The organism is Ruania zhangjianzhongii, assembly GCF_008000995.1.
Lineage (GTDB): Bacteria > Actinomycetota > Actinomycetes > Actinomycetales > Beutenbergiaceae > Ruania > Ruania zhangjianzhongii.
On record NZ_CP042828.1, the window covers coordinates 1,087,101 to 1,111,127 of the forward strand.

A 24,027-nucleotide genomic window follows, 5' to 3' on the forward strand; every position below is an offset into this window, starting at 1 on the left:
GCACGTCAAGAGGGGTGCAGGCAGCTGGTGAGACTCGGCAAGCTGCCCTTGGATTACTGTGCTCGGAGGCGCGTCCGAGGCTCTCCGGGTGGTGGCGCCGCCTTGACGGCGTCCGCCGTCAGCGCCGATACTCACGTGGCAATCCGATTGACGGTAATGATGACAACGCATACGCTCGACAGACTCGAGCAGGGAAGGTCGGCATGATCAAGAGGGGTGAGTGGCATCATCTCGGCCACGTGCTCGGGACCATCACCGCTCTGGTCAACTCCGCCCCGCCGGCTGCGGACGTGGACACCCTGGTCGACCTGGAATCGCTCCAGCAGTTCATCAAGGCGCGAGTGATTACCGAGGTCGAACCGCCCACACTCGCTGATCTTGATGGGGTGCACGCCCTGCGTTCACAGCTGCGGGCCGCGTTCGTGGCGCCAGATGACGACGCCCGCAAGGTGGTGATCAACCGTCTCCTCGCGACAGCGCCGATCACCCCGAGGATCACCGATCATGATGGGCTCGGGATGCACCTGCACTACTTTGCGCCCTACTCCACGCTTCCCCAGCACCTGCTGGCCGACTGCGCCATGGCGCTCGCGACGCTGGTGACTGCGGGAGATGGGAACCGCCTGCGTGTGTGCGCGGCGGCCGACTGTGCACGAGTGATGGTGGACCGTTCCCGAAACCGCTCCCGCACGTTCTGCGACAGTGGGCGCTGCGCCAACCGGATCAATGCCGCGGCCTACCGAGAGCGCCAGCGCCAGCAGGCGTGAGGCGCGGTCCGGCCGGTACCGAGAGGTGACTGAACGTCACCGTGATGGCATCAAGGGCCACCTGGTGTACCACCGCGAGTGTGCTGATTGCCTTCCTGAACCCTCAGAACGCTCACCATGAGGCGGCCACTGCTTACCTGCGCGATTCGGTGGGGGAGCGGTTGGTCATCCACTCGCTGAACCTGACCGAGGTGCTGGTGGGGGGGCACGTGGGTGGACCGCGGGCAGGAAATGCTGTCCGACCTGCAGGCCATCGGGATCGAGGTGGCCGACCACCCCGAGGGCGAGCCGTTGCGACTCGCACGCCTTCGTGTGCAGTGTGGCCTCAGGTTGCCCGATTGCTGCGCGCTCGATACGGCCCTCGCCACCGAGTCCACTCTGGCCACGTTCGATGGCGCCCTGGCAAGGGCCGCACGCGACCTGGGCGTCGCCGTCGCGCCCTGAATGCTGACCCCAGATCCGCGCACGCTGACCTGGGGCCCGCAGTCAAGCCCCCAGTCGCCTGGCTCCGCCGGCGCTACCGGCTCAGCTCGCCTCGGCCGCCAGGTCCTCCGCGTCCAGGATCGAGTACGCATACCCCTGCTCGGCGAGGAACCGCTGCCGGTGTGCGGCGAAGTCCTGGTCCACCGTGTCCCGGGTGACCACCGCGTAGAAGTGCGCCGTGCGGCCGTCGGCCTTCGGGCGCATCAGCCGGCCGAGCCGCTGCGCCTCCTCCTGCCGGGACCCGAACGACCCGGACACCTGCACCGCCACCGCCGCCTCGGGCAGGTCGATGGAAAAGTTCGCCACCTTGCTCACCACCAGCGTGGTCAGCTCGCCGTTGCGGAACGCCTCGAACAGTCGCTGGCGCTCGGGCACGGTGGTGGCACCGGTGATCACCGGTGCGTCGATGTGCTCGCCGAGCTCGGTGAGCTGGTCCAGGTACTGCCCGATCACCAGCGTCTGCTCGCCGGCGTGCCGGGCAAGGATCTGCTCCACCACGGCCTGCTTGCCCGGTGCCGTGGCAGCCAGCCGGTACCGGTCCTCCGGTTCGGCCATCGCGTAGGTCATCCGGTCGGTGTGGGACAGGTCCAGGCGGACCTCCACGCACTCCGCCGGTGCGATGTAGCCCTGCGCCTCGATGTCCTTCCACGGTGCGTCGTAGCGTTTCGGTCCGATCAGGGAGAACACCTCGTCCTCCCGGCCGTCCTCGCGCACCAGCGTGGCGGTCAGCCCGAGGCGTCTACGCGCCTGTAGGTCCGCCGTCATCCGGAAGATCGGTGCGGGCAGCAGGTGCACCTCGTCGTAGACGATCAGTCCCCAGTCCCGGGCATCGAGCAGCTCCAGGTGCGGGTAGACGCCCTTCCGCTTGGTGGTCAGCACCTGGTAGGTGGCGATCGTCACCGGGCGCACCTCCTTGCGCGAGCCCGAGTACTCACCGATCTCCTCCGGGCTCAGGCTGGTGCGCTTGACCAGCTCGTCGCGCCACTGGCGGGCGCTCACGGTGTTCGTCACCAGGATCAGGGTGGTGGTGCCGGAGCGGGCCATCGCCCCCGCTCCCACCAGGGTCTTGCCTGCCCCACAGGGAAGGACGACGACGCCGCTCCCGCCGTGCCAGAATCCGTCCACTGCCTCGTTCTGGTAGGGGCGTAGCGACCATTCGCTGGTGTCCAGGGTGATCTCGTGCGCCTCACCGTCCACGTACCCGGCGAGGTCCTCGGCGGGCCAGCCGAGCTTGACCAATACCTGTTTGAGGTGGCCGCGTTCGCTCGGGTGGACGATCACGGTGTCGTCGTCGACCTTGTCCCCGAGAAGGCCCTGGGTGCGCTTCGACCGCATCACCTCGGCGAGCACCGGGGCGTCGAGTGCGTGCAGCAGCAGCCCGTGGGTGGGGTGGGTGAGCAACTGCAGCCGCCCGTACCGGGACATCGTCTCGGCGATGTCCACCAGCAGGGCGTGCGGCACCGGGTAGCGGGAGTACTTGATCAGCGCGTCGACCACCTGCTCGGCGTCGTGGCCGGCCGCCCGGGCATTCCACAGGCCGAGCGGGGTGAGCCGGTAGGTGTGCACGTGCTCTGGGGCGCGTTCCAGCTCCGCGAACGGGGCGATCGCGCGGCGGCACTCGGCCGCCTGGTCATGGTCGACTTCGAGCAGGAGGGACTTGTCGGACTGGACGATCAACGGGCCGGTAGGCATCCGGCTATTCTCCCACGCGCGGCCGGGATATCCCTGGTGCGCTCGGTCACCCCGCCAGTACCTCGCGCAGTGGCGTGCCGATCGAGAAGTGACGCGCAGGCCGCTGGCGGTCAGGCCACGTCCCCCTTGGCCACGAGCCGTCGGAGCCGGTCGGCGTCTGCGGCGAGGCGATCAATGGCGGTTCGTAGTGAGGTGCCTCGTTCTTCTGCCAGGCCAGCGAGTATCCAGCCTCGGATCAGCGCGCTGACCGGTACGCCAAGCTCGGCGGCCAACCGCTCGATACCGTCCGAGTCGGCCTCGGAAAGGCGCACGGACTGCACCACTGACTTGCTGCGGCGCTGGCCGCGCACCTGTTCGGGCAGTGGCACCTCTTTGCTTGCCTCGGACTCGAGCTGGGCGGCTTCCACGTCACGTTGAGCGTTCATCACTCGCCCCTCTCATGCCGGGTATTAGCCGATGACTCGCACTCCTCGCCCAGAGCGGCTGTGCGGGTCTGGGTGGAACCACAGCGCATCGATGTCAGCAACCGCCTCGTCTGCCTCGGCAATGGCGACCCGATGGTGGTCCCACATGTGCTTCGCACCATGGCGCCAGTCTACCGCGAACATGTTTACGAAACTACTACGACGTCGATGGCCCTACTGGGAGGGCTGTGGATATCCGGGGTGCGCTCCGCGAGCCCCTTCGAAGCGGCCGTAGAAGCCAGTTCGGCTGTGGACGTCGCCGTCGATCCGGGTGTACGGTCGGCCTCTGGAAGTAAACGATTACCAATGGTGGTCGATGACTATGGCGTCTGGCAAGGAAGTGATCCGATGACGGAGCCGCTGCTGTCGCTCGAGGGCGTGTCCAAAGGGTTCCCCGGAGTGCAGGCGCTGGATGACATGCACCTGCACGTCAACCGTGGCGAGGTTCTTGCCTTGGTCGGGGAGAACGGGGCCGGCAAGTCCACCCTGATGAAGCTGCTCTCCGGCATCTATACCCCGGACTCGGGAACCTTTCAGCTGGACGGGCAGGAGTACACCCCCTCGGGTCCCAAGCATGCCGAAGAGCTGGGCATCGGCATCATCCACCAGGAATTCCACCTGATGCCCGATCTCACCGTCGCCCAGAACATCTACATCGGCCGCGAACCGAAACGTGCGGGCGTGTTCACCGACGACCGCGAGCTGAACCGGATGACCAGCGAGCTGCTCACTCGGCTCGGTCTCGATCTGGATCCGCGCACCACCGTCGGCTCCCTCACGGTGGCCAAGCAGCAGATGGTCGAGATCGCCAAGGCGCTCAGTGACGACGCCACCAAGGTGCTGATCATGGACGAGCCCACCGCGGCGCTGAACAACGCCGAGGTCGCCACGCTGCACGACCTCATCCGGCGGTTCGTCACCCCGGACACGGCCGTCATCTATATCTCCCACCGGATGGATGAGCTGCGCGCCATCGCCGACCGGATCACCGTGATCCGGGACGGCAAGTACATCGACACTGTCACCACCGCCGAGACCACGATGGCGGAGGTCATCTCGCTCATGGTCGGCCGGGAGATCGACACCAGCGTCGGCCCGCAGAACGTGCAGGACGGGCGCGAGGTCGTTCTCACCGTGCAGAACCTGTCCACCAAGGACTTTCTCCACGAGGTCTCCTTCGAGCTCCGCCAAGGTGAGATTCTCGGCTTCGCCGGGCTGATGGGAGCCGGACGCACCGAGGTCGCCCGCGCGATCGTCGGTGCTGACCCGATCACCAGCGGCACGATCACGTTGCACGGCAAGCCGGTCCGGATCCCGCACCCGGCCCGGGCGAACGACTACGGCATCGGCTACCTGTCCGAGGACCGGAAACGCTACGGCCTGCTGCTGAACCTGAGCGTCGCGGACAACATCGCCCTCTCCGCACTGCGGGAGAAATTCACCTCAGCGGGTTTTGTGCGCTCCACCGCGATCGCTCAGGCGGCCCGCGAGCGGGTGCAGTCCCTGGGCATCCGCACCCCGTCCGTCCGGCAGGTGGTCAGCAACCTCTCCGGGGGGAACCAGCAGAAGGTGGTCATCGCCAAATGGCTGACCAAGGACTGCGACATCCTCATCTTCGACGAGCCCACCCGCGGTATCGACGTCGGCGCCAAGGACGAGATCTACACCTTGTTGAACCAGCTCGCCGCGGCCGGCAAGTCGATCATCATGATCTCCTCCGAGCTGCCCGAAGTGCTCCGGATGGCCCACCGCGTGGTGGTGATGAGCGAAGGCCGGATCACCGGCGAGCTGGACCACGGCCACACCACCCAGGAGAACGTGATGGAGCTCGCCACGCTCCGCCCCGACTCCGCTCCCACTGTGATCAGCGAAGCAGGACACGAATGAGTACACCGACCACCGCTCCGGACCAGACCACCCCGGCACAGGGACTGACCAGGCACCTGCGGGCCGGGCTGCAGCAGCTGCTCGCCTTCGCCGGCCTCATCGTCATCATGATCGTGTTCTCCTTTGCCTCCCCGGTGTTCTTCACCTTCGGCAACATCGTCGGGAACATGCTCTTCTCCACTGTGGTGATCGGCACGCTCGCCCTGGGCACCACCTTCGTGATCATCACCGCCGGCATCGACCTGTCCATCGGTACCGGGATGGCACTGTGCGCCGTGATGGCCGGCAACTTCATCACTACCATGGGCTTGCCCTGGCAGCTCGGCGTCGTGCTCGCGATCGCGTTCGGCGGAGTGGTCGGACTGGTCAACGGGATCCTGGTGGCGGTGGCAAAGCTGCCACCGTTCATCGCCACTCTGGCGATGATGATGGTGGCCGAAGGACTCGCCCTCGTGCTGTCGAACAGCGCCCCGATCTACATCGACGGCGAGAGCGCCGGCGGGTTCATGAACCTGTCCACCGGAAGCCTCATCCCCAAGGTGCCGAACGCCGTCCTGGTGTTCATCGTGGTGGCGGTGATCGCGGGCATCGTGCTGAACCGCACCATCCTCGGTCGCTACACCTACGCCCTCGGTTCGAACGAGGAGGCCACGGCGATCTCCGGAGTGAACGTGACCAAGTGGAAGCTGATCATCTACTCCTTCGCCGGGCTGTTCACCGGACTCGCGGGTGTGCTGATCGCCGCGCGGCTGGGCTCGGCGCAGCCGGCGATCGGGATGGGGTACGAACTGCAGGCCATTGCCGCCGTCGTCATCGGGGGGACCTCGCTGATGGGTGGGCGAGGTTCGATCGTCGGCACCGTGATCGGCGCGCTGATCATCTCGGTGATCAACAACGGGCTGCAGCTGATGTCGGTACCCCAGGAGTGGCAGAACGTGATTCTCGGTGCCGTGATCGTCGTCTCGGTCTTGATCGACACGGTGCGTAAGCGCGCCGCCACTACGACCTAACCCCTACCCGGCCCCACCGGGGCCCCTATCGAAGGAGCACTTACTATGCGCAGACGGACACTGTTGATCGGCACCGCTGCCGGCGCCGTCACCGTGGGCCTGGTCGGCTGTTCGGAGGACGGCGAGGCCGGAGGCGACGGTGGTGGCGACGGCGAGCTGCCCTACATCGCGATCGTCTCCAAGGGCTTCCAGCACCAGTTCTGGCAGGCGGTGAAGACCGGCGCCGAGCAGGGCGCTGAAGGCAAGGCCACGATCACGTTCGAAGGGCCCGCCACGGAGACCGACGTCGAGGAGCAGATCAACATGCTCCAGACAGCGATCGCCAAGAGCCCCGATGCGATCGCGTTCGCGGCACTGGACTCCCGAGCGGCCGAGGGGCTGCTCCAGCAGGCGCAGAGCCAGGACATCCCGGTGATCGCCTTCGACTCCGGGGTGGACTCGGACATCCCGCTGACCACCGTCTCTACGGACAACAAGGCCGCTGCGGCTGCGGCGGCCGAGCACATGGCCGAGCTGATCGGCAACGAGGGCACGGTGGCCATGGTGGTCCACGACCAGACCTCGGGTTCGGGTCAGCAACGCCGGGACGGCTTTATCGAGTGGATGGAAGAGAACGCCCCGGACATCGAGCTGCTGGAGCCCCAGTACGGCGATGGCGACCAGAACACCTCGGCGAACATCACCAAGTCCATCCTCACCTCCAACCCGGATCTGGCCGGTATCTACGGCTCGAACGAGGGGTCGGCGATCGGTGTGATCAAGGGCGTCCAGGAGTCCGGGATGGAAGGCGAGGTCGTGATCGTCGGCTTCGACTCCGGCCAGGCGCAGATCGACGCGATCGAGTCCGGGGTGATGGCCGGTGCGATCACCCAGAACCCGGTCGGGATGGGCGAGCAGCTCATCGAGGCCGCGCTGAAGGCCATCAACGGTGAGGAGCTGGAGGAAGCGATCGATACCGGCTTCTTCTGGTACGACGCGGACAACATCGACGACCCGGAGATCCAGGAGGCGATCTACGAGTGAGACGATAACCGTCGTGAACGGGCGGAAACTGCAGGACGTGGCCCGCGAGGTGGCCGAGGAGTTGCCGGCGTCGACGATGGGCCATCCCTTTGGGCCCGAGTACGAGGTCTTCAAGGTCAGCGGCAAGGTCTTCATGCTGCTGACTGAGGTCCCTGGCGAGCCCGTCGTGGTGCTGAAGGCTGACCCGGAGGACTCCGAGGCGCTGCGCCAGCAGCACAGCGACATCACGCCGGGCTATCACATGAACAAGAGGCACTGGATCACGCTCGCACCGGGACAGACCGTGGACCCGGGCCTGGTCCGGGAGCTGGTGACGGAGTCGTACCGGCTCGTCGTGGCCGGACTTCCCCGGGCTGACCAGCCCGTCGATCCCGAGCGTTTCGGCATCGCGGAGGAGGACGGATGAGCCGCTCTGGTGAGCACGTCCAGCAGATCGCCCGCCGCACGGCCGGCTCCCTGCCCGGGGTGTCGAACGGACGACCTTTCACCGAATCTCTGGACGTGTACAAGGTTGCGGACAAGGTCTTCATGATCGTCACCGATGACCCGGACGAACTGATCATCACGGTCAAGGCCGAACCCGACCGCGGCAACGCCCTCCGCCGGGAGTATCCGACCATCACCCGCGGACGCTATCTGGACAAGGAACACTGGGTGAGTGTCGGCAGCGACAATCGGATCAGCGAGCAGCTGATCAAGGACCTGGTGGAAGGGTCCTACGAGCTCGTTCGCGACTCGCTGCCGGAGAGAGATCAACCCGACGGCACCTGATCGAGTCGCCCGTGGATGGCTGGGATGTGATCGTGGTCGGTGCCGGGTCATGGGCGCCCCGCGCGCCTCAACCCGCTAGTATGTGGAAGCAGTAATCCGTCAGGCGGAAACACAAGGACGTGCGGAGGAAGGCGTGACCACCATCATCTACCGGGCGCGGGTGCTCGATGTGCCCACCAGCCCGTTCACCGGCGGCGAGCTCCGCGCCGACGAGGACGTCGCCCTCACCGTCACCGACGGCACGATCACCGCCCGCGGGCCGCTGGCCGACGCCCGCGCCCAGGCACCCGACGCCGAGGTCATCGACCTCCGCAGCGGCATCCTGCTGCCCGGGTTCGTGGACACCCACGTGCACTACCCGCAGGTCCGCGCGATCGGCGGGCTCGGAATGCCGCTGCTGGACTGGCTGGACCAGTGCGCCCTCCCGGAGGAGGAGCACATGGCCGACGCCGCCTACGCCGGCCAGGTGGCCGAGGAGTTCCTCACCGGGCTGAAGCGCGCCGGCACCACCAGCGCACTCGTGTTCGGCGCCCACCAGGCCAGCGCCATGGACCTGTTCTTCGCCGCCGCAGACCGGTCCCAGTTGCGAATCACCGCCGGACTGGTGGTGGGCGACCGGCTACTCAAGGACGCGCTGCACACCACGCCCGCGACCGCCGTCGCGCAGGCACAGCACCTGATCGAGAGCTGGCACGGCCACGGCCGGCTGCGCTACGCCGTCACCCCGCGGTTCTCCCTGTCCGCCACCGACGAGCTGCTCGACGCCTGCGCGCAGACCTTCGCCTCCCGCGACGACCTGTACTTCACCAGCCACATCAACGAGAACCCTGCCGAGGTGGCCACGGTCGCCGAGCTGTTTCCGCAGGCCGCGCACTACCTGGACACCTACGACCGGCACGGCCTGCTCGGAGCGCGCTCGATCCTCGCCCACGATGTGCACCCCACGGCGCCCGAGCTGACTCGGATGGCCGAGACTGGCACCACCGTGTCGCACTGCCCGAGCTCGAACGCCTCGCTGGGCAGCGGGCTGTTCCCGATGCGTGCGCACCTGGACGCCGGAGTGCACCTGGCGCTCGGCTCGGACGTGGGCGGCGGCACCGGGTTCAGCTTGATGAAGGAGGGCTTGTTGGCGTACTTCGCCCAGCAGAACCGGGCCGACGGCGTCCCGCTCGCGCCCGAGCATCTGCTGCACCTGGCCACGGCTGCTGGGGCGCAGGCGCTCGGCCTGGACCAGGTCGGTCACCTGTCCGTGGGGATGGCTTTCGACGGCGTTCTTGTCCGTCCGCAGGACGGTTCCACCTTCGAGGTGGTGCTCCGGCATGCGGACAGCTCCAGCGATGCGCTCGCGAAGGTCTTCTCGCTCGGTACTCCGGCGGACGTTGCCGGGGTGTGGGTGAGTGGCGAGCAGGTGCACTAACGCGCTCCCCGGGCTGACCTGGCGGTGGGTCATGAAGGATATACAGGGGCGACTCGGCACGCCTATGTCCGAGCCTGACGAGTCCGATCTCCGGGCGCGGCGTAGCGTGCAGTGATCGTGTCAGCGGCTTCATCGACGGCGCGGAGCTGCTCATCATCGGTGATCGACCAGGTGCCGTGCACGAGGCGCGGCCAGAAGATCGCGGACGCGATCATGCCGAGGAACTGGGCGGACGCGACATCCGGGTCCTCGATGTCGGCGGTTCCCGCCGCGTGCTCCGCTCGAAGATAGCGCCCGAGGGTCGCGAGTACGGGCAGCGTGCCGAAATCGAAGGTGCGCTCGCGCAGTTCCGGGAACCTCGGCGACTCGGCGATCACGGTACGCATCAGGGCGACCATGCGAGGGCGGGTCAGCACCTCCGCATACGCGCGACCCAGCGCGACCAGGCCCGCGCGGAAACCCCCGGTCGGGAGGTCCACGGGCTCGGCGTCTGGCGACCCGCCTGCGGCGAGCACGGTCGCCTCGAAGAGCTCGGCCTTCGTCGGGAACTGCTTGAACAGGGTCGCCTTGGAGACGCCCGCGCCCTCGGCGACGCGTGCCAGTGACGTGCGGTCGTAACCGGACTCGAGGAACAGTCGCAGGGCCGCGTCGAGGATCATCCCGCGATTCGTCGCGGCGACCTCACGGTGGTACGAGGAGAGCTCGCGTGACATTCGCCCAGTATCCCATGAGGTGAGTCGCTTGACTCACTTCATGTTTGCTCGATACGTTGCTAGAGGCGAGTTGCCCGACTCGCCTCTAGCGAGAAGGAGCAGCTCATGGCGCAAGTGATCGTTCATGCGACAGTGACCGTCGATGGATTCATCGCAGATGCGGACGGCGGGATCGACTGGATGTTCGGTCGGCCCTCCGTCCCCGAAGACGGCGCCGTCGTCGAGAAGGTCATCGAGCGCATCGGCGCCGTGGTCGGGGGAGCGAATAAGACGCAGACCATCGAAGACGGTGAGATCCCCTACGGCGGCATGCTGAAGGTGCCGGTGTACCTCATGACGCACAGCGATCATGAGCCGATCGAGCGGGACGGCGTCACGTACACCTTCGTGGTCGACGACATCGCGCAGGCGGTCGAGTCCGCCAAGCAGGCGGCGGGGGAGAAGTGGGTCAGTCTGCTCGGGGGAAGCGTCTCGCGGCAGTGCCTCCTGCTCGGACTCGTCGACGAGCTCCACCTCGACGTGGCGCCGGTCCTGCTCGGCGAGGGCGTCTCGCTGTTCGCCGGGCTGGGGCGGCGCATCGAGCTGGAGCGCGTCGAGACATCGGCCTTCGCGAGCGAGAGCCACCACCGTTACCGCGTCCTGCGCTAGTGAGGCTCCACGGTGCTCGAGGAGGTGCGCCGGCGCGCTGAGGCCGACGATCGATCGCTCTCCTCCTGGATCCGTCGCGCGGGTGAACACGAGATGCGCGGCTCTGCTCGTCATGCGCGATGCGACCCTCGTCAGGGCCGGCCTCGACCGTATCCCGCGCTGGCGCCGGAGGGTATCTCGGTCTGCTGAGGAAGGTCTGCTGGGGTACGTCACCGCTCAGAACCAGCCCGACGGCGTTCGTCCCGTCCGCAGGACGGATCCGTTTTCGAGGTGGTGCTCCGGTGTGGAGCGAGTGTCAGAACTACTGGCGGTACGCCCAGGGATCCAGCGCTGCCACTCCTGTCGGCTGAAAATCCTTCAGGTTGCGCGTCACGACCGTCAGGCCATGGACGCCTGCAGTCGCCGCAATATAAGCATCACGTTCGGGACGGGGGTCCGGTACGTGTAGATGCGCCGCGTGCAGGGCAACTTCGAGACTGACAGGCAGGATGCGACCGGCGAACCCGGCCAGCACGCCCGACTCCATCCATTGCCTCAGAACGGCAGCCTGGTGCTGATCGGGCAAGGGCTCGAGTTGACTCATGAAAAGTCTCCGCTTGTGCGGGGTCGTTGCCTCAGGTTGGAACCTTCGGGTGAGTGTGTCGTTGCCTCAGGTAAGTACCTCCGCGTGGGCAGCATCGCGGATGGAGCTGACGATGAGTCAACGCAAGGCAGTGACGAAGAAGAAGGCGCTGGCCTATCGGGGTGCGGACAGGGCCGGGAAAACTCGGATCCTGGATGAGCTGGTGGAACTGACCGGATGGCACCGCGACTCCCGGCCGACCAGCTCGACGAATGGGCCAGTGTGGGGGAGTGGCTGATCGGACGCGTGGGTTCCGGCTACCTCGCAGTGGCGACGCCTGGCGGGTTCCGGCCGGTCCGTGCCGGGGACCAGGCCTGGCAGGAGTGGACGCCGGAGCAGGATGGAAGGGCGTGGGCCTGCTTGGTCGGCGACGTGGACCGGGACGGCACGTTCGCCGAGTTCGCGGCCACGGTGGAGGCCACCGAGGTGGTGTGGACCGCCGAGCGGGACAACCCCGGCGTGCGAGTGGTGCGGTCGGGGCGACCCGTGCTGGCCGTGGAGTTCGATGGGCTGTTCACGATCGACGGCGCGCCGGGGGGCCTGGACGGTGAGGGTCGCCCGGAGGAGCCGGGCCAGTGGGAGAATCCGGCCATGACCGCGGCGTTCGGAGCCGACCGGGCGCAGGTGGCTTGGGGTGGGGCGGAGCACGACCTCGATGTCGGGGCAGCGCTGAGGATGCTGGGTGATTCCGGTAGGTAGCCGGTGCCCGAAACTAGTGGCCGGGGATGTGATCGATCCACTCCTGAGGTCTGCCCGCCGGACTAGAATCGGCTGCCATGCGCTGGCTCAAGGACAACCGTCTCGCGGCCATCGGCCTCGCGGCGCTGTTCGTGGTGACGGCCGTTCTGGTGGGCTTCGCGCTGCGTCCGGTGCAGGCTCCGGCCAGCGACGGAACGCCGTTTACGCCACCGCCCACGAACTCATCCACGGCCGAAGAAAGCCCGTCGGAGGAGCCCAGCCCGTCGGAGATGGCGAGCGAGGAGCCCACTCAGGAGCCGACCGGAGAGTCGACTGACGAACCGCCGGAGCCGGTACCCACCACGCGGTTGCTCACCGCCGCTTCCGCCGACCGCGCCTGGCGCGCCAGTGCCGGCAACTGCGAGGATCCGGGCACCCTGGAGGTCACCGCAGACGGCGGCCAGTCCTGGGATGCCGTCGACCCCGGCCTGGGGCCGATCGTGCGCGTCAAGGCGCTCGATGAGGACACCATGTTCGCCATCGGCGGCGACGCCGAGTGCAGTCCGAACTTCCAGATCTCCGCCTCCGCGGGTGCCGAGTGGCAGGAGTTGAACGAGGAGCTCGGGGGCTCCTGGTACACCGAGCCCGCTGACCGGAACACCATCGTGGGTCCGGCCGGCGAGGCGGTCCCGTGCGAGGCGGACATGGTGGACTTCGCCGGGCTGAGCAACACCGTGGCGATGGTGCTGTGCACCGATAGCGACCTGCAGGCCACCACCGACTCCGGGGCCTCCTGGGGGTCTGTGGGCAGTGCCGAGGGAGGGGTGGCGATCGCACCCCAGCTCGATCCCGACTCCGAAGTGCAGTCCTACGTGCTGGCCTCGCTGGAAGCGGGCTGCGACGGCGTCGCCGTCCGGGTGATCGGCACCTCCGGCGGGGGAGCGGGCGGAACCCCCACCGGTTGCGCCGAGGTCGGTCACGTGGAGGCAGGAAATGTTGCCGTGGCGCTGAACGGTGAGATGGCGTGGCTGTGGGCGGGCGACGAGGTGCTGGTCTCCACGGACGGCGGGGCGAGTTGGTGAGCGGGCCGCGCTACTCCACCGAGGAGCCGAGCTGCTCGACCTCCGGGTTGTCCTCGAGGTAGTCGGCGATCCGGTCCTCGGCGAACGCCTCGGACACCTCCTCCAGAACGTCAGGATCGAGGTTGACGATCGACTGGCTACCGTCCGGGCTCCACCCGGTACCCAGCACCGGTGCACTGATGAAGTTGACGTCTCCGGGCCGGATATCCCGCATGGAGAGCGCCAGACTGCGCATCTCCCCGATGGTGAACCCTTCGTCCACAGACACGTTCTCCGCCACCACCGTGAGCAGATCATTGAGTTGGACCGGATTCGTGAGCACATCCCGGTCGAACGCGGAGGCGAGCATGGCGCGCATCCAGTTCTGCTGACGCTCCATCCGAGAGAAGTCACCACCGGAGAGGCCGTGTCGCTGCCGGGTGTAGGCCAGTGCTTCCTCACCGGTCAGCGTGTGCTTGCCCTCGTCGAGCGTTGCCCCGCCCGGTACGTCGAGCGGTTGGGAGAGCGTGATCTCCACTCCGCCGAGCTCGTCGGTGATGTCCTGGAAGGACTCGAAGTCGGTCACCACCATGTGATCGATGCGGATATCGGTGAGGTCCTCCACGGCCTGGATCATCAGGGCCGGCCCACCGAAGGAGTAGGCCGCGTTGATCTTGTTCTCGCCGTGGCCGGGAATGGGCACCCAGGAGTCGCGCGGAATGGACATCATCGTCACCGACTCCCGGTCCCCGCTGACCGATGCGATCATGATCGCATCGGTGCGTTGCGCGCCGGCCTGCCACTGGGACGGGTCGCCGGCGGAGATCCGGCTGTCCGAGCCGAGCATCAGGATGTTCACCGGATCACCGTCTTCGCTCTCCTCCTCCGACGGCGCCGGCACGGTCGGGCGGTCGGTGCCCAGATCGGCGAACGGGTCGCCGAAGCGCTCCATGGCGCTGTCCAGCCGGTGCTGGATGATCAGCGCGCCAGCCACGGCACCCACCACCAGTACTGCCACGAGCGAGAGCGAGATCACCAGTGCCAGCTTGGTGCGGGAACGGCGCTTAGTGTGCGTGGACATTTCCGTCTACCGCCCTTGCGCGACGTCCGCGATCGATGTGACCGCTTCTCGAATGGCGGCGAACGCCTCGCGGTAGACCTCTTCGTCTCGCCCGTACGGGTCGATCACGTCATCGGCATCCGGTGATGTCGGCACGATCTGTCCGCGAAGCACGGCAGCCTGGGGGAGTGCTGCGGTCAGGCGTTCTGCGGCTGAGGCCCGAGCCGGCAGTTCTGCAGGGTCCACGAGCTGCAGCGCGCGAGCGAGCTCGGCGAGCGTGAACGTGCGCCGCACCGCGCCGGGCCAAAGGTCCACGACCGAGGCGCGGTGGTGTCGGGTGAGGGTGAGGATCAGGTCCGCCTGGCGCACCGTGGACTCGGTCAGTTGCGTGGCGCGGAAGCCGTCGACGGCGGCACCCACCGCGGTGAGGAGCGTCGCCATCGGTGGATGGATCGGTTCCCCGACCAGCGCGTGAGTTCCGGCGCTGCGAACCTCCACGCTGGCATCCAGGGCACTACCCAGCAGGCGTTCCACCGCTGGGGACCGGCAGATGTTGCCGGTGCACACCGCGAGGATCCGGTACGGCGGCATGCCGGCTGTAGTCATCGCGACGACTCCTCCCCGATCCTGGACGCTAGCGTGTCAGGGACGTCGACGACTAGACGGTATGTAGTGACCTGTCCGGCGTGGAGGGGTTGCGGGCCGGGGCCTCTCTCACACATGTTCGTGGGTTACCGAGCAGGGGCCGCCTGCTCGGCCTATCCGACAGTTGTGGGAGGCCCCGGTGTTTACCGAGCGTACGAGTGTGGGGCTCGACGTGCACGCAAGGTCGGTCGTTGCTGCAGCGATCGATGGCGTCACGGGCGAGTTCTTCCGAACTAGATTGACGCCTTCGCATGAGGAGATCCGATCCTGGGTGAACGACCTGCCTGGCCCGGCGGCGGTCGCTTATGAGGCTGGCCCGACAGGGTTCGGGTTGTATCGGCATCTGATGGCGACTGGGATCCGGTGCGAGGTGGTGGCGCCGTCGAAGTTGCAGCGCCCCAGTGGCGATCGTGTGAAGACCGATGCCAGGGACGCGGTGCATCTGGCGCGGTTGCTCCGGCTGGATGAGTTCACCGCCGTGAGGGTCCCGACCGTGGACGAGGAAAATGCTCGTGATCTGGTCCGTGCTCGTGAGGACGCCCGTGGTGATCTGATGCGGGCTCGCCACCGGCTCTCCAAGCTGCTGCTGCGCCATGGGCTCGTCTATTCCGATGGGCGGGCCTGGACCGGCGTGCATGAGGCGTGGCTACGCCGACAGCGGTTCGAGTCGCACGCACTGCAGTTGACTTATGAGTCTGACTTCGAGGCTGTGTTGACGGTCCAGGCGCGCCGGGACCGCCTCAATGAAGCGATCGCGGCGATGGCCGCGGACAGTGAATTCACTCCGATCGTGCGACGCCTTGGCTGCCTGCGCGGGATCGGCGACCTGACCGGACTGGCCCTGGCGGTCGAGGTTGGCGACTGGCACCGCTTCACCGGAAACAGCATCGGCTCGTTCGTCGGCCTTGTCCCTTCGGAGTACTCCTCCGGTGCCTCCCGGGTCCAGGGCTCGATCACCAAGACCGGCAACACTCACGTGCGGCGGCTCCTGGTCGAAGCCGCCTGGCACCACCGAGCCCGCTACGTGATCGGCAAGACCATCCAGGACCGCTGGGAACTGGCCCCACCGGCTGCCCGGGCCCGTGGCGATGCCGGGAACCGGCGCCTGCACCAGCGCTGGAACACCTTCCGCGAACGCCGCAAGCGCCACGTGGTCGCCAACGTCGCCATCGCCCGAGAACTGGCCGGCTGGTGCTGGTCCCTGGCAGTACTCGAGGAATAGTCCCCACAGACCGCTTCGCCGACCAACGCGGTGGGAGCAGCGCGTGGAGCGACCCGCGACACAGCTATGAGCAACCGGGCCCCTGGGCCAGGCCACGCTCGACCCTAGACACGCGGACCGCTCCTGCCGAACACCCCGTCCTGCGGTAACCAACCCGCGCATATCAGTCTGACCGCGCGTCGCCAACGACACGCTCACCACCTACCCAGGCCGGCGAAGCAGAGGCGCCCGCCCCCAGTAACGGGGGACGGGCGCCTCACCCTGCCACTTGACAAAAACGGCTACATATCAGCTGGCGAGGCATGTCGCGGCGGAGCTGCCTCTCGCCCGGTCTCCGCCAGTTCGTCACCAGATACCCGCGCTGGGATCGGATCTGGCTCGCCGCTGGCTTCGACAGCATGGCCAGGCGGAGACGCGGCCGCACGATCACGAGGGACTCGCTGCCGCTCTCTTCGCTTCTCTCGAGATCGCGCGTCGCTTTCCGTACGCGAGCTGTAGGTCGGGTGGTAGTGGTAGGCGGTGTAACCGTCGGTGTGCTTCTTCTGCACTTTGTTCAACACCAGCCCGAGAACCCGGCCGTCAACCGCTTCCAGTGTCTGCAACGACTTGGTCAACTGTGCCTGGTGGACGATGTTGCTGCCCACGACCAACAGGGCACCGCTTGCCCTGCTTGCAAGGATGGCGCCATCGGTGACCGGGAGCAACGGAGCGGAGTCGAGCAGCACGACGTCGTACTGCTCCGCGGCCGTGTCGATGAGCTGTTCCATGGCCTGCGAGCCGAGTACCTCGCTCGGGTTCGGTGGGATACGGCCGGAGGGGAGGACATGAAGATTGTTGTTTCCCCACGGCTGCACGACACTGGCCAGGGTGGCTCGGCCAATCAACACAGTGGTCAAGCCCACCTTACCCTCGATCTGCATGTACTTAGCCACCTGTGGGCGCCGTAGATCCGCGTCCACCACCAGCACGCGGGTGCCGGCTTCGGCGAGCGCAATCGCGAGATTGATCGCCGTGGTGGTCTTTCCCTCCTGTGGCAGGGAAGACGTGATCACGATCGTGCCGGCTTCGTCGGCGAGGTCAAGAAACTGCAGGTTCGTCCGAAGGCGGCGATACGACTCGGACCGCGCCGAGTCGGGAGCTGCATGAACGGTGAGCGGATGGGCCGAGGCGGTGTCGTCATAGCCGATCGTCGCCACGACTGAGGCATCGGTGACCCGGGCAGCGTCAGTCTCGGTGCGCACCTTGGTGTTCAGCACCTCGAACAGCAGGGCCAGGCCGACGCCGGCGAAGAGACCGAGCACGAGTCCGAGGGCGAGGTTGCGCGGGGTGTTCGGAGAGGAGGGACTCCCCGGGGCGGTCGCAGCCGAGATCATCGTCGCCCGGATCGACTCACCCTGCTCCCCGCCATCGGGGGAGAGGTCACTGACAGCGGCAGCGAGTTCGGTACCGACAGCGTTGGCGAGGTCAGCCGCCTGCTGAGGTTCTTCGCTTTCTACCGCGATCTCGATGATTACGGTGTTCTCGGGCACGGTGACGTCGATCTGCTGGGCAAGTGTCTCAACGTCAGTACCCAGGCCGAGCGTCTCGATCACGGGTTCGAGCACATAGGGGGAGGTCGCCACCTCGGAATACGACTCCACCTGGCGCTGGGTGTATGTGGTCCCTTGAGCGAGGTCGGAAACGGACGCGCTGCCCTCCACGGCGAAGAACAGGCTCGTCCGCGCCGTGTAGGTTGCGGTGGCTGCGAGCGTCACGGCCGCACTCAGTGCGAGTACGCCCAGTGTGACCGTCACGATGGCTAGCCATCGCTTGCGGATGACGGTCAGGTAGTCGCGCAACTCCACAGGGTCTCCAGAGACGGGTCGATGACTGCTGACATAGTCGCACAGGATCGGTCGCGTCATCGGGAAGCAACTAGAGGAGACGCCCATCGATATGCTCGAGACCATGCGTGATGCCACCTGCCGCACTCCGTTCCGGCGGATCGGGTTCACTATCAACCCGGCAGCGTCTTTCGAAGCCTCCATCACCGGTCTAGCGGACCACCCGGCACCCACCGCAAGAGCATCACGAATCCTCGCAGGGGGAGACGTGCGGCCCGGCGGGACAGCCACGCTCCTTGACGCCGGCGGAAGAGATCGACCATCCCAAATTCCAAACGGAGCATCAGGAAGCTCCGCGGAGTTCGCGACGTGCGCTCCTGCTCGTGCGGGTGCTCACTTCTCAACACATTGCCACAGCCGGCCAGCCGGCCAGGCGCCGGGCGACGACTGCCTGACCCGAGCGGGCGGTAACGGACAAGCCTTCTCCGGTGATGTAAGAACATGAAGAACGTCCTTGTGCTCAACCAGTTCGCTCTGCCACGTGACCAGGGAGGCGGAACCCGGCACGCCGAACTCTTCGATCATCTCGAAGAGTGGACGGTACGCATCATGGCTGGAAATCGAAACCACTACAGCCAGGAGCGATTTACCACAACAGACAACAGGTTTGACCTGATCCCGGTTCCAGCGCAAGCGGGCCATCCCGCTCAGCGTGTGGCAGGCTGGTTGGTGTATGCGGCCCGAGTGGTTGTTCGTAGTTTTCGCAGCAGGCCACTGGACCTCGTGTATGCCTCGAGTCCGCACCTGTTTGCACCTGCGGCTGGCGTGATCATCTCACGGGTGAGGCGCGTCCCCCTGATCGTCGAGGTGCGTGACCTTTGGCCAGAATCAATGGTCGCTGCTGGAGTCATTCGTCGTGATAGCAAGATCCACAGGATGCTCTCCTCTCTGGAAAGGCGCGTTCTGAACGCGGCGGATCACATCGTCGCGGTGACGCCCGGGTGGCGCGAACATTTCTCCTCGCTCGGCATCCAGGACTCTCGCGTGACCGTCGTGCCGAACGGGACCGATCCTTGGGTCGTCCCCATGGATTATGATCGATCAGCCATGCGTCAGAAGCTTGGCCTTGCCGGCTTCTCCGCGATATTCGCCGGAGCCCATGGCCCAGCGAACGGTCTGCACCTGGTTCTGGATGCGGCTCGTGAACTTCCTGACGTCAAGTTCGTGCTCATGGGCAACGGCCCGGCGAAAGCGCAAATCATGGCCCAGGCCATGGCAGAGCATCTCGCGAACGTTGAGTTCTGGGACGGTGTTTCTAAGTCCGCGCTGATGGAGATCCTGGCAGCGTTTGACGTCGGTATTCACTCCCTGGCGCCGATGTCTGTCCTCGAGAAGGGGATGAGTCCAAATAAGCTCTTCGACTACGTTGCTGCTGGTATTCCGGCGGTAAGCAATTGCGAGAAGGGCTTACGCCTAGTGTTCCCCGAGGACGAGTCCGTCCTCTTGGGTCCAGCAGATTCGCTCGCTGAAACGGTTTCGCGTGTCAAAAAAATGAGCCGTGGCGAAAGGAGCGCAAGAGTTGCGGCTGGGAGTCGAATCCTGGACTCCGACTACTCTCGCACGAACTCCCGACGGAAGTTGCAGGGCGTTATCACGGAAGTCCTCCGTACTTCCAAATCTGGTACGCGTTAACTCGACGAGCGAGAGCCGGGAGCGGATCTGGTACCAAAGAGCGGTATGGACGCGAATTCGTCTGGGAGTGGCCGGGTCGACACCTCGGTCTGTCGACGGATCCACGATGATTTGCGGATGGTCAGTGCCGGATCGCTCCCGTGCACAGTTGCACGATCTCGTCGAAGAGCGCGTGACGGTCTTCCTTCATGCGAGCCCAGTCCCGGTTGGCTCCCACGCGGACGCCGACCGTTCCTGGTGACGTCAATGCATGGGTGAGCGATTCGACCAGCGGCTCCGCGAGCAGCGTGACGCTCGCTCCATCGTCCGCGAGCTCGCGATATACGGGCAGGTCATTGAGCAGCACGGGCACACCGGACGCGATCGCCTCAAGAACTGTCGTTGACCGCTGATCGGCTCGCGGCACCGAAATGACGGCGTCGGCCGCGGCGAAGAGATCGAGCAAGTCATCGTGCGGCTGCCGCGGCAGCGTGAGCGTTTCATCCGTGCGATGCACGACGGCTCGGCCGGCATGCCCGACTGTCGTATCGATCTCGATGAGACGAAGTTCTGGTCGGGCGGCGTGGGCAGCGGTGAACGCGTGCCGGACCTCGTCGTGACGGTAGACGGTACCCAGGCCGCGTGGCGCCAGCACAAGGAGGTGCTTCTCAGACAGCCCAAGGCGAGCGCGAACTGCCGCCCGGACGTCGTCGGTGCGTTCGGTGAGTGCGGTCTCTGCCACGCCCCAGGAACGGACCTCGGTGGCGGCTCTGGTAGGCGGCCAAACTCTCGCGACTGTCGTTGCCATATCGCGTGATGTCATCAGCACCAGGTTCGCTCGCCGGAGGACGAAGGCGGCGATTCGACGCCGTGCGGTGGACCGGGTCGCTGCCTCGACCTCGCTGCCCCACGGCACCACGACGGTGCGGGATGCGCGGGGAAGGAGCGCCCCGAGCAGTCCATGGGTCCCGAGTGAGTGGACGATGGAGACCTGCGGGCGGCGGCGCAGCCACTCCGTGATTACGCACGGCAGAAGGCGTCGGCGTGAGACCGGGGAGTTCGCCGTGCTCAGCCCGACCATTCGGACGTCCCAGCCCCGCCCGCGCAACTCCTCGACCCACAGCGTGATGTGGGCCGATGCTTGTGGGCCAACCACACGGACGATCCTCGTCTCGTTCGCCACCGTCAGACCTTCGTGACGAACAGTCGGTCCACTGCCAACAGCATACGGGCGCGTAGCCGGGAGGGTAGACGGCGCTCGTACTCGTGAAATCGTCGGGCATAGGTGCCGAACTCCATGCCGTAGAGCTCCTCGAGAACGGACAGAAGGGCAATGTGCAGCCGGTGGTAGTCCGGCGAACTCGGTGACTGGCCGAGTAGGTCGTATCGAGAGTAGTAGCCGATGTCCCATCGTGGCAGCAGGTCGTTCAGGCGGTGCGCGGTACTAGCGGCGACATCTTCGCCGGTGGCACGCGCATAGTCGTGCAGACCCAGCAGAGCGAAGGCTGCGCCGTTGAGGATGTACGGCGCAGGTGTCGCCGGGCACTCCTCAGGGAACGGCCTCCCCTCGGGGTCATACGTGCTGCACCCGCCGTCCTCGACCGGAAGCAGGAGATGGGCGACCGCCGCGTGGATGCGCTCATGTGCGACCGCCGATTCTGCGTCCGGCAGGACGTCCGCGCTCCTCAGCAATGCGGATGTGGCCAGCCCCTGCGCCATCGCGGAGGACCATCCAGGCGCCACGCCGTAGCGGGCTACGCTCACCGGGTATCGCCAGGACCCGTCCTTCTGCTGAGCCGCCATCAGTGCTCGCACAGCACTGGTTACGGCACCCCTGTTCGATTCGGTGAGACCGTCGTCGACCTGCAGGCGGGCGAGGATCCGGAAGGACGTGGCAACCGGGTGGAGAAACTCAGTGCCGTCGTCGCCGGGCCGGCGGACCGCGAGCGTGTGGTCGGCCAACTGCAGGCCGAAGACAGTGCAGTCGATGGGGTACAGGGTCGCCCACCGTGTTCGCGGCAGCATTCGGTACTGCGTGCCGGAGGCGAGAGCCCGCCGAACGAGACGGCCAAGTCGTGTCGTCATAGCTCGACAGCCTCCCGATAGATCTCCTCGAGAGTGGAGACCGTCTTGGTGATGTCGAACATCTCCCGCACGTGGGAGCGGCCCTCCCTCCCCATCCGTTGGCGAGCCTTCGGGTCGTCGGCGAGGCGTCGCACGGCGTGCGCCAGAGCTTCGGCGTCCCCCGGGGGCACGAGCAAGCCAGTCCGACCATCGACGATGGTATCGGGGAGCCCACCCACCCGGGAACCGATCACCGGCCGCCGCATGAGCGAAGCCTCGATCATCGTGTACGACGCCGACTCGCTCAGCGAGGGGTTGGCCAGGATATCCAGCCCGGCGAGGATGTCAGGCATGTCGGTTCGATGTCCGAGGAAATGCATCCGACCGCTGTCGATCAGCGGCGCCGCACGGCGTTCCAGCTCACGCCGGTAACTCCCGTCACCAACGAACTCGTCGCCCACAATGAAGAAGCGCAGGCGTGAGTCTTGCTCGGCCAGCGCCAGGGCAGCGTCGATGAACACCTCGTGGCCCTTGACACCGATATTTCTGAACGACTTCAGCTGCGTGGGGTACATATGGGCGATGAGGCCGACGGCGACGTCGGTCGGGGCCAGCCCGTACTGGTCGCGCAGGGCAGTGCCTGACGTGGCGGGGTTGAACCGTTCGGTGCGGCAACCGTAGAAGCTCACCGCTGTACGCCGCGAGCCGCGCCGAGCATAGGTCCGGGCGAACTCGGTGCACGATCCGACAAGGATCGTGTCCCACCGCAGCGTCGCCCTGTCGATCGCGGCGAGGGGCCGGCTCTGCAGGTGGACAGTGCCGGCGACCTGTGTCACGAGCCGCGGTGCGCGCCGGCCCCGCAGAATCACGCGTGCCAGGATGAAGGACTTGAAGAGGTGAGCGTGCACGATGTCCCAGGACCCGTTCCGGATGAGGGCGCTGAGGTCACGGTAGGCGCGGATGAGCCGGCGCAGATCCTTGGGGTGATAGCCGCGAAAAGGGATGACGTGCACACGGGTCCCCGTCCGCGTCAGCCGCTCCTTGACCGTACCGTCGCCCGGGACCACCGCCTCGATCTGGTAGCCGCGCCTTTCGAGCTCCGTGACCTGATCGACGAACCACGATGCTCCGTCTGCTGACCCACACACTTGCAGGACCCGCATCATGTCGTATCCCCCGCACTGCGCTCCCGGGGCAGGCCCAGCAGGGTCGCGAGCGGGACGATCGTGATCGGCGTGAGCAGCGGCTCGCCGAAGAAGGAACAGACGGCCGCTGCGGTGACGGCGAGCATGGCGGCGAGGTTGGTGCTTGAGCCGCCGAGCTGCGCTGCACGGAACCGACGCAGCCACGCGGCGGTGATCGTCCCAAGGACCAGCAGCCCGATTGGAAGGCCGAAGCCCGCCAGCAGCGATAGGTAGCTGTTGTGCGCGAACGTGTACCCAGCCGGCCCGCCTTGCTCCTCGATGGCCAACGAGAGCGCGTGGATTCCACTGCCGAGCAGTGGCGTTTCGGCGATCACGCCCAGTGCGGACTCCCACAGGTCGAGCCGGGCGGAGGAGGAAGGATCCAGGCCACCGGTGGCGGTCGTGAACTCGATGCGGTCGCGTACGGAACTCGGTACGACAGTCAGTAGCAGCGTCGCGAGCGCAGCGACGGCGAGGATGGCCTTTCGCCGTACTACGGTGAGGATCAGGAGCATCACCGCGAGAGCCAGGTAGCCGCTGCGAGAGAAGGTCATCAGCAGACCGCCCGCGCACAGGGCGCCTGTGACCAGGTGCAGGAGCGAGCGGGTCGTCGAGAATATCCGCGCCAGCGCGACTGCGAACCCGATGAGGAAGAGGAGGGCGAGGGCGTTCCCGTTGAGCCACTGGCCACCTGTGGCTACGTCCACCCAGGCGTACCGAGACTGCGAGCCCAGCCGCGGCACCGCGTAGGACAAGTAGGCGACCGCGAGAGCGGCGGTGCCCAGCAATAGCGCGCGTTCCGCGCTGCGCGGGCACAGGCGGCGGGCGATCTCGGTGACGGTGATCCAGGCGGTGGCAACGGTGACCCCGAGGAGCACTATGACCTCAAGGTTTCCGGGCCGTAGCCACGCGGTCACCAGAATTTGCAACGGCAACAGCACGTGGAGCACAACGACGTGCATCTGTGGTCTGCTAAGACGCTCGGTGCGCGAGGTCAGCCCCATGATGAGTCCTGCTGTGACCAGCAGGCTGGCGGCGAGGTAGGGCCCTATCGTCGAGGTGCCCGCCGTCATAGCCGTGGCAATCACCAGGACAACGGGAATGAGGCGCGGCACAGCGCGC

The 24,027-nt window shown here is 66.5% G+C and carries 24 protein-coding genes; 13 read left to right on the plus strand and 11 right to left on the minus strand.

Annotated elements, in window-relative coordinates:
• The first annotated feature begins 203 nt into the window (after positions 1 to 203).
• Together FU260_RS05000 and FU260_RS05005 are read left to right on the plus strand one after the other, a co-directional pair.
• A complete protein-coding gene (locus FU260_RS05000; protein ID WP_147916058.1) occupies positions 204 to 767 on the plus strand; it encodes a CGNR zinc finger domain-containing protein in 564 nt (187 codons plus the stop codon).
• Between the two features lie 231 nt (positions 768 to 998).
• A complete protein-coding gene (locus FU260_RS05005; RefSeq protein WP_147916059.1) occupies positions 999 to 1,211 on the plus strand; it encodes a type II toxin-antitoxin system VapC family toxin in 213 nt (70 codons plus the stop codon).
• Between the two features lie 81 nt (positions 1,212 to 1,292).
• On the opposite strand, the gene FU260_RS05010 is transcribed toward FU260_RS05005, so the two are convergent.
• Together FU260_RS05010 and FU260_RS05015 are read right to left on the minus strand one after the other, a co-directional pair.
• Positions 1,293 to 2,942 (minus strand): DNA repair helicase XPB, encoded by a 1,650-nt coding sequence (locus FU260_RS05010; protein ID WP_147916060.1) that lies wholly within the window; start codon positions 2,940 to 2,942, stop codon positions 1,293 to 1,295.
• A gap of 110 nt (positions 2,943 to 3,052) precedes the next feature.
• A complete protein-coding gene (locus tag FU260_RS05015; RefSeq protein ID WP_147916061.1) occupies positions 3,053 to 3,367 on the minus strand; it encodes a hypothetical protein in 315 nt (104 codons plus the stop codon).
• 387 nt (positions 3,368 to 3,754) lie between these two features.
• Here FU260_RS05015 and FU260_RS05020 point away from each other — a divergent pair, with 387 nt between their 5' ends.
• The 6 genes from FU260_RS05020 to FU260_RS05045 all read left to right on the plus strand — a co-directional run bounded on the left by FU260_RS05020 (position 3,755) and on the right by FU260_RS05045 (position 9,514).
• Positions 3,755 to 5,293 carry a sugar ABC transporter ATP-binding protein gene (locus FU260_RS05020; protein WP_147916062.1) on the plus strand — a complete coding sequence of 513 codons (1,539 nt, stop codon included), beginning with the start codon at positions 3,755 to 3,757 and terminating at the stop codon, positions 5,291 to 5,293.
• Entirely contained in the window at positions 5,290 to 6,303 is a 1,014-nt protein-coding gene (locus tag FU260_RS05025; RefSeq protein WP_147916063.1) for an ABC transporter permease, read from the plus strand. Before FU260_RS05020 ends, FU260_RS05025 begins: the two co-directional genes overlap by 4 nt.
• Positions 6,304 to 6,348: 45 nt before the next feature.
• Complete coding sequence (locus FU260_RS05030) at positions 6,349 to 7,326, plus strand: ABC transporter substrate-binding protein (RefSeq protein WP_147916064.1); 978 nt, start codon at positions 6,349 to 6,351, stop codon at positions 7,324 to 7,326.
• A 13-nt stretch (positions 7,327 to 7,339) separates the two neighbouring features.
• Positions 7,340 to 7,732, plus strand: a complete 393-nt coding sequence (locus FU260_RS05035; RefSeq protein WP_147916065.1) for an MmcQ/YjbR family DNA-binding protein — start codon at positions 7,340 to 7,342, stop codon at positions 7,730 to 7,732.
• A complete protein-coding gene (locus tag FU260_RS05040) occupies positions 7,729 to 8,097 on the plus strand; it encodes an MmcQ/YjbR family DNA-binding protein (protein WP_147916066.1) in 369 nt (122 codons plus the stop codon). The genes FU260_RS05035 and FU260_RS05040 overlap by 4 nt, the downstream gene beginning before the upstream one ends.
• A 133-nt stretch (positions 8,098 to 8,230) precedes the next feature.
• Positions 8,231 to 9,514 (plus strand): guanine deaminase, encoded by a 1,284-nt coding sequence (locus FU260_RS05045; RefSeq protein WP_235912429.1) that lies wholly within the window; start codon positions 8,231 to 8,233, stop codon positions 9,512 to 9,514.
• A 62-nt stretch (positions 9,515 to 9,576) separates the two neighbouring features.
• On the opposite strand, the gene FU260_RS05050 is transcribed toward FU260_RS05045, so the two are convergent.
• Entirely contained in the window at positions 9,577 to 10,227 is a 651-nt protein-coding gene (locus FU260_RS05050) for a TetR/AcrR family transcriptional regulator (RefSeq protein ID WP_147916067.1), read from the minus strand.
• Positions 10,228 to 10,332: 105 nt separating this feature from the next.
• Here FU260_RS05050 and FU260_RS05055 point away from each other — a divergent pair, with 105 nt between their 5' ends.
• On the plus strand, positions 10,333 to 10,875 hold the full coding sequence (locus FU260_RS05055) for a dihydrofolate reductase family protein (protein ID WP_147916068.1): 543 nt from the start codon (positions 10,333 to 10,335) through the stop codon (positions 10,873 to 10,875).
• Positions 10,876 to 11,176: 301 nt separating this feature from the next.
• Here FU260_RS05055 and FU260_RS05065 read toward each other — a convergent pair whose 3' ends face one another.
• Positions 11,177 to 11,458, minus strand: a complete 282-nt coding sequence (locus tag FU260_RS05065; RefSeq protein WP_147916069.1) for a PIN domain-containing protein — start codon at positions 11,456 to 11,458, stop codon at positions 11,177 to 11,179.
• Positions 11,459 to 11,674: 216 nt separating this feature from the next.
• On the opposite strand from FU260_RS05065, the gene FU260_RS05075 reads away from it, so the two are divergent.
• Both FU260_RS05075 and FU260_RS05080 read left to right on the plus strand, forming a co-directional pair.
• Positions 11,675 to 12,196, plus strand: a complete 522-nt coding sequence (locus FU260_RS05075; protein WP_147916070.1) for a hypothetical protein — start codon at positions 11,675 to 11,677, stop codon at positions 12,194 to 12,196.
• A 77-nt stretch (positions 12,197 to 12,273) separates the two neighbouring features.
• Positions 12,274 to 13,257, plus strand: a complete 984-nt coding sequence (locus FU260_RS05080) for a beta propeller repeat protein (protein ID WP_147916071.1) — start codon at positions 12,274 to 12,276, stop codon at positions 13,255 to 13,257.
• A gap of 10 nt (positions 13,258 to 13,267) precedes the next feature.
• On the opposite strand, the gene FU260_RS05085 is transcribed toward FU260_RS05080, so the two are convergent.
• Both FU260_RS05085 and FU260_RS05090 read right to left on the minus strand, forming a co-directional pair.
• Positions 13,268 to 14,317: an LCP family protein gene (locus FU260_RS05085; RefSeq protein ID WP_147916072.1), complete on the minus strand. Its 1,050-nt coding sequence runs from the start codon at positions 14,315 to 14,317 to the stop codon at positions 13,268 to 13,270.
• 6 nt (positions 14,318 to 14,323) lie between these two features.
• Positions 14,324 to 14,902, minus strand: a complete 579-nt coding sequence (locus FU260_RS05090; RefSeq protein WP_147916073.1) for an arsenate reductase/protein-tyrosine-phosphatase family protein — start codon at positions 14,900 to 14,902, stop codon at positions 14,324 to 14,326.
• Between the two features lie 178 nt (positions 14,903 to 15,080).
• Here FU260_RS05090 and FU260_RS05095 point away from each other — a divergent pair, with 178 nt between their 5' ends.
• Complete coding sequence (locus FU260_RS05095) at positions 15,081 to 16,163, plus strand: IS110 family RNA-guided transposase (RefSeq protein WP_147915652.1); 1,083 nt, start codon at positions 15,081 to 15,083, stop codon at positions 16,161 to 16,163.
• A gap of 281 nt (positions 16,164 to 16,444) precedes the next feature.
• Here the strand turns inward: FU260_RS05095 and FU260_RS05100 are convergent, their stop codons facing one another.
• Complete coding sequence (locus FU260_RS05100; RefSeq protein WP_168211659.1) at positions 16,445 to 18,133, minus strand: tyrosine-protein kinase domain-containing protein; 1,689 nt, start codon at positions 18,131 to 18,133, stop codon at positions 16,445 to 16,447.
• A gap of 354 nt (positions 18,134 to 18,487) precedes the next feature.
• Here FU260_RS05100 and FU260_RS05105 point away from each other — a divergent pair, with 354 nt between their 5' ends.
• Entirely contained in the window at positions 18,488 to 19,678 is a 1,191-nt protein-coding gene (locus tag FU260_RS05105) for a glycosyltransferase family 4 protein (protein WP_147916075.1), read from the plus strand.
• Between the two features lie 121 nt (positions 19,679 to 19,799).
• Here the strand turns inward: FU260_RS05105 and FU260_RS05110 are convergent, their stop codons facing one another.
• The 4 genes from FU260_RS05110 to FU260_RS05125 all read right to left on the minus strand — a co-directional run bounded on the left by FU260_RS05110 (position 19,800) and on the right by FU260_RS05125 (position 23,993).
• The gene (locus FU260_RS05110; RefSeq protein WP_147916076.1) at positions 19,800 to 20,399 is read right to left on the minus strand and encodes a glycosyltransferase; all 600 of its coding nucleotides are present in this window, start codon (positions 20,397 to 20,399) and stop codon (positions 19,800 to 19,802) included.
• 443 nt (positions 20,400 to 20,842) lie between these two features.
• Positions 20,843 to 21,682: a D-glucuronyl C5-epimerase family protein gene (locus FU260_RS05115; RefSeq protein ID WP_168211660.1), complete on the minus strand. Its 840-nt coding sequence runs from the start codon at positions 21,680 to 21,682 to the stop codon at positions 20,843 to 20,845.
• A gap of 56 nt (positions 21,683 to 21,738) precedes the next feature.
• Positions 21,739 to 22,887, minus strand: coding sequence for a glycosyltransferase family 4 protein (locus FU260_RS05120; RefSeq protein ID WP_147916078.1), 1,149 nt, complete (start codon positions 22,885 to 22,887; stop codon positions 21,739 to 21,741).
• On the minus strand, positions 22,884 to 23,993 hold the full coding sequence (locus FU260_RS05125) for an O-antigen ligase family protein (RefSeq protein WP_147916079.1): 1,110 nt from the start codon (positions 23,991 to 23,993) through the stop codon (positions 22,884 to 22,886). The genes FU260_RS05120 and FU260_RS05125 overlap by 4 nt, the downstream gene beginning before the upstream one ends.
• Between the last annotated feature and the right edge of the window lie 34 nt (positions 23,994 to 24,027).